Raw genomic sequence first — 13,262 nt, 5'->3', positions numbered from 1 at the left:
GAACCACTCCTCGCAGGCACAGTGAAGGGGTGCCAGCTGAGCTTCCGGACGGACCGTTCCTCGTCGGCGACGCGCTCCGCAGCGGGATGACACCCGGCGAACTCCGCAGTCGTCGGCTCGAGAAGCCGGGTCACGGCATCCGGTCCCTCCGCCCGGTGGCGACGGTCGAGGATCGCTGCCGCGCATTCCTCCACCGCCTGTCCGACCAGGTCTTCGTCTGCGGTCCGACCGCTGCGCTCCTGCTCGGCCTGCCGCTTCCGTACCGGCTCTCCACCCCGGTACGCCTCGACCTCGCCGTGGCCGCACCGGCCCGCGCTCCGCACGCCGCCGGGATCGTAGGGCGGTCGGTCACGATCGATGACGAGGACGACGTGATCGTCCACGGCGGCATCCGGCTGACGAGTCCGGTTCGAACGTGGCTGGACCTTGCCGCGACGCTCCCGCTCGCCGATCTCGTCGCAACAGGCGACCATCTGCTTCGGACGAGTACCGCGGGCTTGGCCGAGTTGGAGGAGGCTGCAGCCCGCTATCCGAGTCGGCGCGGCCGTGGAGCCATCGCCGCCGCACTCCCGCTGCTCGATCACCGCGCGGAATCACCGCCCGAGTCCATCGTCCGCGTCGCGCTGGTGCGCGGCGGCGTCACCGGCTTCGAACCGAACCAGGAGATCCGGGCGGTGAACGGCTCGTTCCTCGCACGCGCCGACCTCTGTCACCGTGCAGCGCGGATCGTCATCGAGTACCAGGGCGACTACCACCGGGTCGAGGTGGACCGGTGGCGCAAGGACCGCGCTCGCTCCAACCGCCTTCGGGCCGCGGGGTGGACGGTCATCGAGCTGACGGCCGACGATCTCCGTGACCTCCGCGCCGTCGTCGCCTCGGTGCGCGCCGCCCTCGTCGGCCGCTGAGTCGCCCGAATCTGCGCGAAAGCGGGCGAATATCGTGCAGATCCGGGCGACTCAGCGGGTCAACCGACGCCGTTCAGGACCGAGGAGGCGAAGGACGCGGCGCGGACGCTGAGGGTCGCGATGCGCTCCTGGCGGGCCGCCTCCGCATCGAAACCGACATAGGCGAGCGGCGGCAGCTTCCGCACGTTGGCTGAGCACTGGAAGTCGGCGCAGACGAGCGTGCCGACCGTGTCGCCGTTCTTGCCGGCCTGTCCGGCCCGCTTCGCGCTGTAGAACACGACGTCGTTGCTGAGCGTGATGTCCTGGCACCACGCGCACTGCGGCCGGGTGCGGGGCATCGCGTCGGCCTGCCGGAGCAGGATGCCGACTGGTTCGCCGTCGACAATCGTGATGACATAGGCGCGTCGCGGCAGTTTCCTGTCGCGCCACCCGAGGAAGTCACGCACCTCGAAGTCGATCGTGTCGAAGTCGACGGGCAGGCTCACGTCACTGACCTCCTTGCGCGACGCGTTGACGAAGGAGGCTCGGATCTGGGATTCGTTCAGGGGGATCATGGGTTCACCGGTTTCGGCTGGGCCGTCGTGGAGACGGCGGAGAGACCCTCCGCGCGTCGGTGCGCTGCGGTGGGTGCGTCAGGGTGCGCGGCCCCGTCGTCGTCGCTCGGACGAGCGCGATGGACGAGGCCGACGTCCTCACCGGGTGGGCGAGGTGGTCGACCGGGTGCGCTGCTCTCTCGGGCCGGCGTTGCGGACGCCGACGACCTCCAGACGCCCGACACGGGGCGGAGCGATGAGCATGGACACACAGGCACTGTATCAAGCGATGGCGCGCTCGCTCCCCTGGTCCGCACGTTCAGGCTCCCGGCGCGGCAGGATGGACGCATGACCCTCGACGTCGCCCGCCTCCGCACCGCGTTCCCCTCCCTCGCCTCGGGCATCGCCCACTTCGACGGCCCCGGCGGCACCCAGACGCCGCTCGCCGTCGGCCAGGCCATCCTCGACACCCTGACGGGCCCGCTCTCGAACCGAGGGACCTCGGTCGCCTCCGAACGACGGGCTGACGACGCGGTCGTCGCCTTCCGCGCTGCGATGGCGGACCTCCTCGCCGCCGACCCGAGCGGCATCGTCTACGGTCGCAGCGCGACCCAGCTCACCTACGACTTCGCGAAGCACCTGTCCCGCGGCTGGACGGCGGGCGACGAGGTGGTGGTATCCCGGCTGGACCACGACGCGAACGTCCGCCCGTGGGTCCAGGCCGCGGAACGCGCCGGCGCGACGGTGCGCTGGATCGAGCTCGATGCCACGACCGGCGAGCTCGACCTCGAGTCGCTCGACGCGACCCTCGGCGAGCGCACCCGGCTCGTCGCCGTGACCGCAGCGTCGAACCTCCTCGGCACCATCCCGCCGGTGCGGACGATCGCCGACCGGGCGCACGCCGTCGGCGCGCTCGTCTGGGTCGACGGCGTCCACTACACCGCGCATCACGTCGTCGACGTCGAGGCCCTGGGCGCCGACTTCTTCGTCTGCTCGCCGTACAAGTTCTTCGGGCCGCACTGCGGTGTCCTCGCCGCGTCGCCGGAACTCCTCGAGTCGATCCACCCCGACAAGCTGCTGCCGTCGACGAACGTGGTGCCCGAGCGCTTCGAGTTCGGCACGCTGCCCTACGAGCTCATGGCCGGCGTGACGGCGGCCATCGGCGTGCTCGCGTCGATCGACCCCGGTGACGCCACGACGAGACGCGACCGTCTCGTCGCCTCAGCCGCAGCCGTCCACCAGCGGGAACTCGCGCTGCGCACCCGTATCGAGGACGAGCTCGCCGACCTCGGCCCGCTCGTCGAGCTGCACTCGCAAGCCGCCGAGCGCACGGCGACGCTGTTCATGACGTTCCCCGGCAGGCGTTCCGCCGACGCGGCCGCGTTCCTCGCCGCTCGCGACGTCCTCGCACCGGCTGGCTCGTTCTACGCGGTCGAGCCGTTCGCGGCGCTGGGCCTCGAGGACGTCGGCGGCCTCCGCGTCGGCGTCGCCCCGTACACCTCGGACGAGGACGTCGACCGCCTGCTCGATGGCATCAGAGCCTTCCTCGCGGACTGACCGGCTCGCCGGTTGGACGGTTGGCGAGCCGGCCCGGCGTCAGCGCCCTCAGGATCGCTTGCCGCTCTCACGTCGCAGCACGACGAACCCGGCGACCATGACGACCGCCCCGAGGACGAGGGTGATGATCCGGAAGAACCCGAAGTCGTCGACACCGAAGATCAGGGGTCCGGCGAAGAGGAACGTGGCGCCGACGAAGTACCAGACGGAGGTCGTCCCGCCGTTGAGCGAGGTGGGTGGCGGCGTCGACTCGGGCTCCGCCGCGGCGGGACCGTCCTGGGGCACCTCGTCCCCGTGTGGTGCAGGCTCGGGCTGCGTCGATCCGGTCATCATTCGCTCCGATCCGCGTCGCGCTCGGTGGTGTCCACGACGTCGAGCCCCACGCTACGCAGCCCTCGAGCGCCGCGAATCCCCCAGGTGACGGAGATCAGGCCTCGCTGGCGAACATCCGGCCGTCGGGGTCGAGCTTCGTCAGGAGGGCTGCGGAGATCTCGCCGAGCTGCTCGATCTGCGCCGGCGTCAGTGCGTCGAGGACGAGCGACCGCACATGCTCGACGTGGCCCGGCGCAGCCTGGACGACCTTGTCCCAGCCCGCATCGGTGAGCGTCACGTTCGTCGCCCGTCGATCCTCCGGGCACGGTGTCCGTGCCACGAAGCCCGCCTCCTCCAAGCGCGTCAGCACCCGCGACAAACGAGGCAGCGTCGCGTTCGTCCGGGCCGCGAGCGCCGAGGTGCGCAGCGTGCGGCCCGGGGTCTCGGACAGCATCGCGAGTGTGAAGTAGTCGAAGTGAGTCAGGTGCTCGTCCCGCGTGAGCTGGAGGTCGAGCGCGGCCGGCAGGAGTTCGAGCACCGCGGCGAAGCGCACCCAGGAGCGTTGCTCGTCGTCGCTCAGCCATCGCGTCTCGGTCATGTCTCCAGCGTAGCAATAGTTGCGCCTACAACTAACCGGTGTTACATTAGTTGTACCAACAACCAATTGACCCGTGACCAGGCGGCCACGAGAAGGAGCATCGTCATGACGAACGTCACCATCTTCGGAACCGGCAACATGGGCAGCGCCATCGCCGGTGTCCTCGCAGCAGGCGGCGCCTCCGTCGACCACCTCGGATCGGCCGAGGCCGGCACGATCACCGGCGACGTCGTCGTCCTCGCGGTCCCCTACCCCGCCCTCGCGACGATCGTCGAGCAGTACGCCGACCAGCTCGCGGGCAAGGTCGTCGTCGACATCACCAACCCCCTCGACTTCTCGACCTTCGACGGCCTCACCGTCGCCGCCGGCAGCTCGGCTGCAGCGGAACTGCAGGCGAAGCTCCCGAGCTCCCATGTTCTCAAGGCCTTCAACACGAACTTCGCCGCGACCCTCGCCGCGAAGCAGGTCGGCGACGTGACCACCACGGTCCTCATCGCCGGGGACGACGCCGACGCCAAGGCCGCACTCCAGCAGCTCGTGACCGCCGGTGGCCTCGAGGCCGTCGACGCCGGGTCCCTGAAGCGCGCCCACGAACTCGAGGCGATCGGCTTCCTGCAGCTCACGTTGGCGGCGTCGGAGAAGATCTCCTGGACCGCGGGGTTCGCGCTCGTCAAGTAGTCGTCGGATCGTGATCCGGGAGGAACGATCCTCCCGGATCACGACGGACTGGAGGACGATGGGCGCATGACCTTCCGCGCCCTCGCCCCCGGCCAGCGTTCCAGCGTCCTGCTCGGCGGTCCGCACGATGACGCGCCCGTCCTCCTCTTCGAGACCGACGAGCTCCTCGTCGAAGCGCCGAACTGGTCCCTCGACGGCCGGACGCTGTACCTCAACGGCAACGGGCGACTCTGGGCACTCACGGTCGACGACCCGACCGCGGGGCTCACGCCGATCGAATTCCACGGCCTCCCCGAGCTCAACAACGACCACGTCCTCGACCCCGACGGCGAACACATCCTCCTCTCGGCGATGGACGGTCACATCTACCGCGGTGCCCTCACCGGCGGACCGGTCACGAAGCTCACCGCCGACGACGACCGGTGGCACTTCCTCCACGGCGTCTCACCCGACGGCACGCGGATCGCGTACGTCGAACTCGAAGGCTTCGAGCACCCCGGTCGGCTCGCAATCGCTCCGGCGGTCGAGGGCGGCGGCCCCGTCACCGTCCTCGACACGGGCGACGGCCACGTCGACGGCCCGGAGTGGTCGCCCGACGGCCGGTGGCTGCTCTGCAACACGGAACACTTCGGCACGGCCCCGGGCCATGCCCAGCTCGCGCGGATCCCGGACGGCGGCGGCGAGCTCGAGCAGCTCGTCGTGAGCGACACCATCGACTGGTTCCCGCACCTCTCCCCCGATGCTCGACTGGCCTCGTACATCGCCTTCCCCGCCGGCACGATCGGACACCCGGCCGACCTCGACGTCGAGGTCCGGCTCGTCTCGACCGACGACTGGGCGACCCCGCTCCGCCGCTATCCCCTCTTCGGCGGCCAGGGGACGCTCAACGTCAACAGCTGGGCGCCCGACAGCTCACGGTTCGCCTTCGTCGCCTACCCGATCACGAGCTGAATCGCCCGATTCTGCGCGGTTTCGGCGAAGAATCGCACCGATCCGGGCAACTCAGGGGGCTCGTCGATAGGGTCGGAGCGTGACCGATGCCAGCAGCGCCCACTCCCAAACGCTCTCGCGCGGCATCCGGATCCTCGAGGTCCTGGCCGACGCACGCACCCCGCTCACGATCGACGCCCTGAGCGCCATGCTCGGTCTGCACCGCAGCGTCACCTACCGCCTGCTGCGCACGCTCGAAGACCACCGCCTGGTCGTCCGCGACGGCGCGGGACGGATCGCGCTCGGATCGCGCCTGGCAGCCCTCGCCGCCGGCATCTCCCACGACCTGCAGGCCGCCGCCCTGCCCGAGCTGACGGCGATCGCGAACGAGCTCGGCATGACCTGCTTCCTCACCGTGCTGGACGGCGACGAGATCGTCACCCTCGTCAGCGTCGAGCCACGGCACACGCTGGGGTCGATCGCGCAGCGGCCCGGCACCCGGCACCCGGTCGGCGTCGGCGCTCCCGGTAAGGCGATCGCGTCCCGGCTGCCTGCGTCGCGGTGGCCGGACGCCCTCGACGACGACCACCGCGCCGAGCTGGCCGTGGTCCGCGAACAGGGCTGGGCGTCGAGCCACGACGAGGTCATCACCGGTCTCCGCGCCGTCGCGGTTCCACTCGCTGTGCACGGCTCGCCGGCAGCCGCCCTCGCGGTCGTCTATGTCTCCAGCAGCCGCCCCGAAACCGAGATCGCGGCCCGCCTCATCGAGGGGGCCGCGACCATCGCGTCGTCGGTCTGACCGCGGCTACCTCCGCGCGCCGTAGATCTGACCACGGCTCTGCTCGTCCTCCGCCTCGCCACCGAGCGGGATACCCGTGCGGTCACGGAGGAGGAGGGTCGCCGCGAAGGCGATGACGATCATGCCGGCGATGTAGAACGCGACACTCGTCGACGACCCCGTGACCTGCACCAGCCAGGTCGCGATCGTCGGCGCGAACGCGCCGCCGAGGATGGCGCCGATCGCGTAGGTGACCGACACACCCGTGTACCGGATCGACGCCGGGAACAGCTCGGCGAAGTACGCCGCCTGCGGCCCGTAGGTGAACCCGTTGCCGATCGTGAACAGCGCGAGCCCGAGGAACAACAACCACGGGTTGCCGGTGTTCACGAGCGGGAAGAGCACGAAGACGGTGGCCAGGAACGCGACCCAGCCGATGATGTAGGTGTTGCGTCGGCCGATCCGGTCGGACAGCGAACCCGCGAACCACGTGACGATCAGCCAGACGATGGCCGACCCGGTCACCGCGAGCAGCACCGGCGTCCGCTCCATGCCGACCAGGCCACCGTCGGCGAGCGGCGTCGTCGCGTAGTTCTGGATGTAGCCGCCCGTGGTCATGTAGCCGGCGGCGTTGTTGCCGGCGAAGGTGAGCGCCGCGAGCAGCACGAGCAGCCAGTGGTGACGGAAGAGCTCGATGATCGGGACCCGGCGACGCTCCTTGTTGCGGGCGAGCGCGACGAAGACGGGGCTCTCATCGACCTTCCGGCGCACGACGTAGCCGACGATGATCAGGACGAAGCTCAGCAGGAACGGGATTCGCCAGCCCCACTCGAGGAACGCGGCACCGGGCGAGATCACGCCCGTCATGAGCGCGAGCATGCCGGAGGCGAGGAGCAGTCCGATCGGGACGCCGATCTGCGGGAACGCACCGAACCGGCCGCGGCGGCCGGTGGGGGCGTGCTCGACGGCCATGAGGACGGCGCCGCCCCACTCCCCGCCGGTCGACAGCCCCTGCAGGATGCGGAGGAACACGAGCAGGGCGGGGGCGATGATCCCGATCTGGTCGTACGTCGGCAGCAGACCGATGAGCGTCGTGGCAGCTCCCATGAGGAAGAGCGTGATGACGAGCATCTTCTTCCGGCCGATGCGGTCGCCGAAGTGCCCGGCGACGAACGCGCCGAGCGGCCGGAACAGGAAGCTGACGCCGACCGTCGCGAACGACAGCAACAGCGCGGCCTGCGGCCCTGCCGGCTGGAAGAAGAGCTGAGAGAAGACGAGACCGGCGGCGCTCGCATAGAGGAAGAAGTCGTACCACTCGACCGTGGTGCCGATGACGGTGGCGAAGGCCACGCGCCGGAGTTCCGCGGGCGTCGTCGCTCGCGCCAGTGATGCGGTTGTCATTGTCTCGAGACCCCTTTGTCCGTCGCGGCCCGTCATTGGACCGCCAGAATGTACACCACATCGTATACAATCGTGGTCACCGCGCAAGAGGCAGTCGATGACGACGCACCGTATCGTGATCGCAGGCCGCAGTCGATGCAGATGAGGACGGGACGCGATGCAGGATCACGAACGACAGGCGATCGCCGACGAGCTGGCGGCGGCGCACGAGGAGCGGAGCGTCATCCCCCTCCTCACCGCCCGGCACCCGGACATGACCATCGAGGACTCCTACGCCGTGCAGGCGCTGTGGGCCGAACGCCGCATCGCCGCCGGTCGGCGCGTCGTCGGCCACAAGATCGGCCTCACCTCGAAGGCGATGCAGCAGGCCACCGGGATCACCGAACCCGACTACGGCGTCATCCTCGACGACCAGGTCTTCGACTCGGGCGCGACGCTCGACTTCGACGCCTACTCCAACGTCCGCGTGGAGGTCGAGCTGGCCTTCGTCCTCGGTCGCCCGCTGCAGGGCCCGCACTGCACGATCTTCGAGGTGCTCGACGCGACCGACCACATCGTCCCGGCGCTCGAGGTCCTCAACTCCCACATCGAACTCGACGGCCGCACGATCGTCGACACCATCGCCGACAACGCGGCCCTCGGTGCCATGGTGCTCGGCGGAACGCCCGTCCGCCCGGACGCGATCGACCCGCGCTGGGTCTCGGCCATGCTCTACCGCAACCAGACCATCGAGGAGTCGGGCGTCGCCGGCGCCGTCCTCGGGCACCCGGCACTCGGCGTCGCGTGGCTCGCCGGCAAGCTCGCCCAGCACGGTGGGAGTCTCGCCGCCGGGGAGATCATCCTGTCGGGATCGTTCACGAGACCGATGTGGGTCGAGCGGGGCGACACCGTCCACGCCGAATACCAGGGACTGGGAGCCGTGACATGCCGATTCGAATGACCCTGCCGCCGACCTTCGGCGAGCGCCTGCGCACCGCGGATCGCCCCCTCATCGGAATGTGGGTGGTGTCGGGGAGCCCGATCGCGGCGGAGATCACTGCGGGCAGCGGGCTCGACCTGCTCCTCATCGACGGCGAGCACTCGGCGAACACCCTGGAGAGCATCCAGCTACAGCTGCAGGTGGTGGCCGCCTTCCCGGTGTGCCCACTGGTGCGGGTGCCGTTCGGCGACCCGGTCGTCATCAAGCAGGTGCTCGACCTCGGGGCGCAGAACCTCATCGTGCCCATGGTGTCGTCGGCCGAGCAGGCGGCGGCGCTCGTACAGGCCGTGCGGTACCCGCCGCAGGGCGTCCGTGGGGTCGGCAGCGCGCTCGCGAGGTCCTCCCGCTGGAACCGGGTCGACGACTATCTCGCGCAGGCGGACGACTCGGTGTCGCTCACGGTACAGATCGAGTCGGTGGAGGCCGTCGAGCAGGCCGAGGAGATCCTCGCGGTCGACGGCGTGGACGCGGTGTTCGTCGGTCCGGCCGACCTCTCGGCGTCGCTCGGCCTGCTCGGCCAGCAGGGGCACCCCACCGTGGTCAGCGCTGTCGAGCGGGTGCTCGATGCCGCCGCCGCCGCGGGCAAGCCGGCCGGTGTGAACGCCTTCGACCCCGTCATGGCGGAGCACTACCTCGGCCGCGGGGCGTCCTTCGTCCTCGTCGGTGCGGACGTGTCGCTCCTCGCACGCGCATCCGAGCAGTTGGCCGAGCGCTTCATCGACGGCCGGAGCGACGCGACCCGCGGCGACGGGTACTGACCCTTCCCCGCCGCGTGCGGATCGTATACGATTCTGGATACCGACAACGAGGACGTGTGATGAGCAGCCACCAGGGCATCGAAGGCCTCCCGAACAGCGGGGGCGGCAAGATCATCGCCGTCCACCTCAACTACCCGTCACGGGCGGCCCAGCGCGGCCGCACACCGGAGCACCCCTCGTACTTCCTCAAGCCGTGGTCCTCCGTCTCGGGTACGGGCGGCACCATCGAGCGTCCGGCCGGCGCGGAACTGCTCGCCTTCGAGGGCGAGATCGCGATCATCATCGGTACCGCGGCCCGCCGCGTCCGCGTCGAGGACGCCTGGCAGCACGTCTCGGGCGTCACCGCGGCGAACGACTTCGGGCTCTACGACCTCCGCAGTGCCGACAAGGGGTCGAACCTGCGCTCGAAGGGCGGCGACGGCTACACGCCCCTCGGCCCGTCCGTCATCCCCGCCGAGCAGATCGATCCGGCCGCCCTCCGCGTGCGCACCTGGGTCAACGGCGTCGTCGTCCAAGACGACACGAGCGACACGCTGCTCTTCCCCTTCGCCCAGCTCATCGCCGACCTCTCGCAGCTCGCGACGCTCGAGCCCGGCGACGTCATCCTCACCGGCACACCCGCCGGCTCCTCCGTCGTCGTGCCCGGCGACGTCGTCGAGGTCGAGGTCGACGCACCGACCGCACCCGGCACCCCGACGAGCGGTCGACTCGTGACGACGGTCGTCGAGGGCACCGAACCCTTCGGCGGGTTCGGCGCGAAGCCGGCCGTCGACGACCATCAGCGCATCGAGGCCTGGGGGGACGCTGCGGCGGCGGGTCTGCCCTTCGACAAGCTCAGGGACCGGGACGGTCTCGGTGATCGGGTCGCCGAACCGCTCGACCCCGCGGTCGCCGAGCAGCTCGCCTCGGTCTCGACGGCGACGCTCAGCGCCAAGCTGCGGGCCCGCGGGTACACCGAGGTCTTCATCGAGGGCGTCCACGCCTCACGACCGGGCACGCGCATGGTCGGCGTGGCCCGCACCCTCCGCTTCGTCGCCTACCGGCCCGACCTCTTCGCCGAGCGTGGGAACGGCTTCAACGCGCAGAAGCGCATCTTCGACACCGTCGAAGCCGGGGAGGTCATCGTGATCGAGGCACGCGGCGAGCGCGGCACGGGCACCGTCGGCGACGTCCTCGCACTTCGGGCGCAGCAGCGGGGAGCGGCCGGGGTCGTCACCGACGGCGGGATCCGCGATGCCGAGCAGGTCGCGGCGTTCGACCTGCCGACCTTCTCACAGGGTCCGCACCCGTCCGTCCTCGGGCGCCGCCATGTGCCGTGGGAGATCGACGTCGCGGTCACCTGCGGCTGGGCGACCGTCCTGCCGGGCGACGTGATCGTCGGGGACGGCGACGGCGTCATCGCGATCCCCCGGGCGCTCGCCGCCGAGGTCGCCGCGGAGGCGGTCGTGCAGGAGGCGGAGGACGCCTGGATCGCCGAGCAGGTCCGTGGTGGTGCCGCCGTCGACGGCCTCTTCCCGCTGAACGCCGAGTGGCGGGCGCGATACGAGAGCGAGCAGGGACGATGAGCGGACCACACCCGACGACCGGGCAGGAAGCGTCGCTCAGCAAGTCCGAGCGCGCCTACCGGTTCATCCGCGAGGCCATCGATGAGGGGCGCTTCGTCCCCGGGTACCGGCTGGTGCTCGGACAGATCGCCGGTGAGCTCGACATCAGCGTGGTCCCGGTGCGCGAGGCGATCCGCCGGCTGGAGGCCGAGGGGCTCGTGACGTTCGAGCGCAACGTCGGCGCGCAGGTCGCGATGCTGCACGAGACCGAGTACCTCTTCACGATGCAGACGCTCGCCCTCGTCGAGGGCGCAGCGACCTCGATGAGTGCCGCTTACCTCACCGACGACCATCTGGCCCGCGCCCGAGAGATCAACGAGCGGATGCGCCGCACGCTCGACGACTTCGACCCGCACGCGTTCACGGCGCTGAACCTGGAGTTCCACACCGTCCTCTTCGAGGAGTGCCCGAACCCGCACGTCCTCGACCTCGTCCATCGCGGCTGGCGGCGGCTGACCGCACTCCGCGATTCGACGTTCAGCTTCGTGCCCGGCCGCGCGCGGGAGTCGGTCGCCGAGCACGACGGCATCCTCGAACTCATCGCCGCCGGCGCGCAGCCGCTCGAGATCGAGATCGCCGCCCGCGACCACCGCACCGCGACGCTCGACGCCATGCTCGCCTACCAGGCGGAGCACCAGCCGCCCACGACGGCCCGCCCGCCGTCGTCACCGCCGTCCACCACCGACCGGAGGAACCACCCATGACCCAGCACGTTCCGGCAGCGTTGCCCGACCGTATCCGGCACTTCATCGACGGCGCGTTCGTCGACTCGGTCGACGGCGACACCTTCGACGTCCTCGACCCCGTGTCGAACGAGACCTACGTCCAGGCCGCCGCCGGCAAGCAGGCGGACGTCGACCTCGCCGTCGCCGCCGCCAAGCGCGCTTTCGACGAGGGTCCGTGGCCGCGGCTCCTCCCCCGCGAGCGCAGCCGGATCCTGCACCGGGTCGCCGACGCCGTCGAAGCGCAGGACGCCCGCCTCGCGGAGCTGGAGAGCTTCGACACCGGCCTGCCGATCACGCAGGCGCTCGGTCAGGCGAAGCGCGCCGCCGAGAATTTCCGGTTCTTCGCCGACCTGATCGTCGCCCAGCACGACGACACCTACAAGGTGCCCGGGCGGCAGGTGAACTACGTCAACCGCAAGCCCATCGGCGTCGCGGGGCTCATCACGCCGTGGAACACGCCGTTCATGCTCGAGAGCTGGAAGCTCGCTCCGGCCCTCGCGACCGGCAACACGGTCGTCCTCAAGCCGGCGGAGTTCACCCCGCTCTCGGCAAGCCTGTGGGCGGACATCTTCCGCGACGCCGGCGTGCCCGACGGCGTGTTCAACCTCGTGAACGGGCTCGGCGAGGACGCCGGCGACGCCCTCGTGAAGCACCCGGACGTGCCGCTCATCTCGTTCACCGGCGAGAGCAGCACCGGTCAGCTCATCTTCGCGAACGCCGCGCCGTTCCTGAAGGGGCTCTCGATGGAGCTCGGCGGCAAGTCACCGGCCGTCGTGTTCGCCGACGCCGACCTCGACGACGCCCTCGACGCGACGGTGTTCGGGGTGTTCTCCCTGAACGGTGAGCGCTGCACCGCCGGCAGCCGCATCCTCGTCGAGCGGAGCGTCTACGACGACTTCGTCGAGCGCTACGCCGAGCGTGCCCGCAACATCGTCGTCGGGCACCCGAACGACCCGGCCACCGAGGTCGGCGCGCTCGTGCACCCGGAGCACTACGAGAAGGTCATGGGCTACGTCGAGATCGGCAAGACCGAGGGCCGCATCGTCGCCGGCGGCGGTCGCCCCGAGGGGTTCCCGACCGGCAACTACGTCGCGCCGACGGTCTTCGCCGACGTCCCGCCGACCGCACGGATCTTCCAGGAGGAGATCTTCGGGCCGGTCGTCGCAATCACCCCCTTCGACTCCGATGAGGAGGCACTCGCGCTCGCGAACGACACGAAGTACGGGCTCGCCGCCTACATCTGGACGAACGACCTCAAGCGGGCCCACACCTTCTCGCAGAACGTGCAGGCCGGGATGGTGTGGCTGAACTCGAACAACGTGCGCGACCTCCGCACCCCGTTCGGCGGGGTGAAGGCCTCGGGGCTCGGGCACGAGGGCGGCTACCGCTCGATCGACTTCTACACCGACCAGCAGGCGGTGCACATCACGCTGAACCAGGCGCACTCCCCACGCTTCGGGACCGGCGGGCCGCTGCAGGCCGCGCACTGACCGCTCCCGGTCGA

General features: G+C 70.4%; 14 protein-coding genes. 10 read left to right on the top strand and 4 right to left on the bottom strand.

All coding sequences use genetic code 11. The features are described 5' to 3' along the window. The first annotated feature begins 29 nt into the window (after nucleotides 1-29). A complete protein-coding gene (locus tag GV015_RS06455; protein ID WP_159877427.1) occupies nucleotides 30-905 on the top strand; it encodes an endonuclease domain-containing protein in 876 nt (291 codons plus the stop codon). A 59-nt stretch (nucleotides 906-964) separates the two neighbouring features. Here GV015_RS06455 and GV015_RS06450 read toward each other — a convergent pair whose 3' ends face one another. Continuing rightward, entirely contained in the window at nucleotides 965-1,459 is a 495-nt protein-coding gene (locus tag GV015_RS06450) for an FBP domain-containing protein (protein ID WP_159877425.1), read from the bottom strand. 327 nt (nucleotides 1,460-1,786) lie between these two features. Between GV015_RS06450 and GV015_RS06445 the strand changes: the two genes are divergently transcribed. Continuing rightward, complete coding sequence (locus GV015_RS06445) at nucleotides 1,787-2,995, top strand: cysteine desulfurase-like protein (RefSeq protein ID WP_159877423.1); 1,209 nt, start codon at nucleotides 1,787-1,789, stop codon at nucleotides 2,993-2,995. 48 nt (nucleotides 2,996-3,043) lie between these two features. Here the strand turns inward: GV015_RS06445 and GV015_RS06440 are convergent, their stop codons facing one another. Beyond that, nucleotides 3,044-3,325, bottom strand: coding sequence for a hypothetical protein (locus GV015_RS06440; protein ID WP_159877421.1), 282 nt, complete (start codon nucleotides 3,323-3,325; stop codon nucleotides 3,044-3,046). Between the two features lie 97 nt (nucleotides 3,326-3,422). Beyond that, nucleotides 3,423-3,905: a MarR family winged helix-turn-helix transcriptional regulator gene (locus GV015_RS06435; protein ID WP_079001201.1), complete on the bottom strand. Its 483-nt coding sequence runs from the start codon at nucleotides 3,903-3,905 to the stop codon at nucleotides 3,423-3,425. A gap of 105 nt (nucleotides 3,906-4,010) precedes the next feature. Here GV015_RS06435 and GV015_RS06430 point away from each other — a divergent pair, with 105 nt between their 5' ends. The 3 genes from GV015_RS06430 (at nucleotide 4,011) to GV015_RS06420 (ending at nucleotide 6,312) form a co-directional block, all read left to right on the top strand. Then, on the top strand, nucleotides 4,011-4,583 hold the full coding sequence (locus tag GV015_RS06430) for an NADPH-dependent F420 reductase (protein ID WP_159877419.1): 573 nt from the start codon (nucleotides 4,011-4,013) through the stop codon (nucleotides 4,581-4,583). Between the two features lie 66 nt (nucleotides 4,584-4,649). Next, nucleotides 4,650-5,534 carry a PD40 domain-containing protein gene (locus GV015_RS06425; RefSeq protein ID WP_159877417.1) on the top strand — a complete coding sequence of 295 codons (885 nt, stop codon included), beginning with the start codon at nucleotides 4,650-4,652 and terminating at the stop codon, nucleotides 5,532-5,534. A 79-nt stretch (nucleotides 5,535-5,613) separates the two neighbouring features. Further along, a complete protein-coding gene (locus GV015_RS06420) occupies nucleotides 5,614-6,312 on the top strand; it encodes an IclR family transcriptional regulator (protein WP_159877415.1) in 699 nt (232 codons plus the stop codon). A 6-nt stretch (nucleotides 6,313-6,318) separates the two neighbouring features. Here GV015_RS06420 and GV015_RS06415 read toward each other — a convergent pair whose 3' ends face one another. Continuing rightward, on the bottom strand, nucleotides 6,319-7,692 hold the full coding sequence (locus GV015_RS06415) for an MFS transporter (protein WP_159877413.1): 1,374 nt from the start codon (nucleotides 7,690-7,692) through the stop codon (nucleotides 6,319-6,321). A 157-nt stretch (nucleotides 7,693-7,849) separates the two neighbouring features. Here GV015_RS06415 and GV015_RS06410 point away from each other — a divergent pair, with 157 nt between their 5' ends. The 5 genes from GV015_RS06410 to hpaE are packed head-to-tail and all read left to right on the top strand — an operon-like array spanning nucleotide 7,850 to nucleotide 13,248. After that, complete coding sequence (locus GV015_RS06410; protein WP_159877411.1) at nucleotides 7,850-8,632, top strand: 2-keto-4-pentenoate hydratase; 783 nt, start codon at nucleotides 7,850-7,852, stop codon at nucleotides 8,630-8,632. Then, nucleotides 8,617-9,429, top strand: a complete 813-nt coding sequence (locus GV015_RS06405) for an HpcH/HpaI aldolase/citrate lyase family protein (RefSeq protein ID WP_159877409.1) — start codon at nucleotides 8,617-8,619, stop codon at nucleotides 9,427-9,429. The genes GV015_RS06410 and GV015_RS06405 overlap by 16 nt, the downstream gene beginning before the upstream one ends. A gap of 59 nt (nucleotides 9,430-9,488) precedes the next feature. Further along, nucleotides 9,489-10,994 (top strand): fumarylacetoacetate hydrolase family protein, encoded by a 1,506-nt coding sequence (locus GV015_RS06400; protein WP_159877407.1) that lies wholly within the window; start codon nucleotides 9,489-9,491, stop codon nucleotides 10,992-10,994. Beyond that, complete coding sequence (locus GV015_RS06395) at nucleotides 10,991-11,737, top strand: GntR family transcriptional regulator (protein ID WP_124768522.1); 747 nt, start codon at nucleotides 10,991-10,993, stop codon at nucleotides 11,735-11,737. Before GV015_RS06400 ends, GV015_RS06395 begins: the two co-directional genes overlap by 4 nt. After that, nucleotides 11,734-13,248: a 5-carboxymethyl-2-hydroxymuconate semialdehyde dehydrogenase gene (gene hpaE / locus GV015_RS06390; protein ID WP_159877405.1), complete on the top strand. Its 1,515-nt coding sequence runs from the start codon at nucleotides 11,734-11,736 to the stop codon at nucleotides 13,246-13,248. Before GV015_RS06395 ends, hpaE begins: the two co-directional genes overlap by 4 nt. The last annotated feature ends 14 nt before the right edge of the window (nucleotides 13,249-13,262 follow it).

The sequence above is a fragment of the Plantibacter sp. T3 genome (assembly GCF_902506515.1).
In the GTDB taxonomy this organism is placed as follows: domain Bacteria; phylum Actinomycetota; class Actinomycetes; order Actinomycetales; family Microbacteriaceae; genus Plantibacter; species Plantibacter auratus.
The sequence above is the reverse complement of the archived record's forward strand: the minus strand, read 5'-3'. Positions and strand labels throughout refer to the sequence as shown.

Bases quoted from the DNA above. Each gene is read 5' to 3' on its own strand.
- GV015_RS06450 (WP_159877425.1), bottom strand. From the start codon at position 1,459: ATGATCCCCCTGAACGAATCCCAGATCCGAGCCTCCTTCGTCAACGCG.
- GV015_RS06445 (WP_159877423.1), top strand. From the start codon at position 1,787: ATGACCCTCGACGTCGCCCGCCTCCGCACCGCGTTCCCCTCCCTCGCC.
- GV015_RS06440 (WP_159877421.1), bottom strand. From the start codon at position 3,325: ATGACCGGATCGACGCAGCCCGAGCCTGCACCACACGGGGACGAGGTG.
- GV015_RS06435 (WP_079001201.1), bottom strand. From the start codon at position 3,905: ATGACCGAGACGCGATGGCTGAGCGACGACGAGCAACGCTCCTGGGTG.
- GV015_RS06430 (WP_159877419.1), top strand. From the start codon at position 4,011: ATGACGAACGTCACCATCTTCGGAACCGGCAACATGGGCAGCGCCATC.
- GV015_RS06425 (WP_159877417.1), top strand. From the start codon at position 4,650: ATGACCTTCCGCGCCCTCGCCCCCGGCCAGCGTTCCAGCGTCCTGCTC.
- GV015_RS06415 (WP_159877413.1), bottom strand. From the start codon at position 7,692: ATGACAACCGCATCACTGGCGCGAGCGACGACGCCCGCGGAACTCCGG.
- GV015_RS06410 (WP_159877411.1), top strand. From the start codon at position 7,850: ATGCAGGATCACGAACGACAGGCGATCGCCGACGAGCTGGCGGCGGCG.
- GV015_RS06405 (WP_159877409.1), top strand. From the start codon at position 8,617: ATGCCGATTCGAATGACCCTGCCGCCGACCTTCGGCGAGCGCCTGCGC.
- GV015_RS06400 (WP_159877407.1), top strand. From the start codon at position 9,489: ATGAGCAGCCACCAGGGCATCGAAGGCCTCCCGAACAGCGGGGGCGGC.
- GV015_RS06395 (WP_124768522.1), top strand. From the start codon at position 10,991: ATGAGCGGACCACACCCGACGACCGGGCAGGAAGCGTCGCTCAGCAAG.
- hpaE (WP_159877405.1), top strand. From the start codon at position 11,734: ATGACCCAGCACGTTCCGGCAGCGTTGCCCGACCGTATCCGGCACTTC.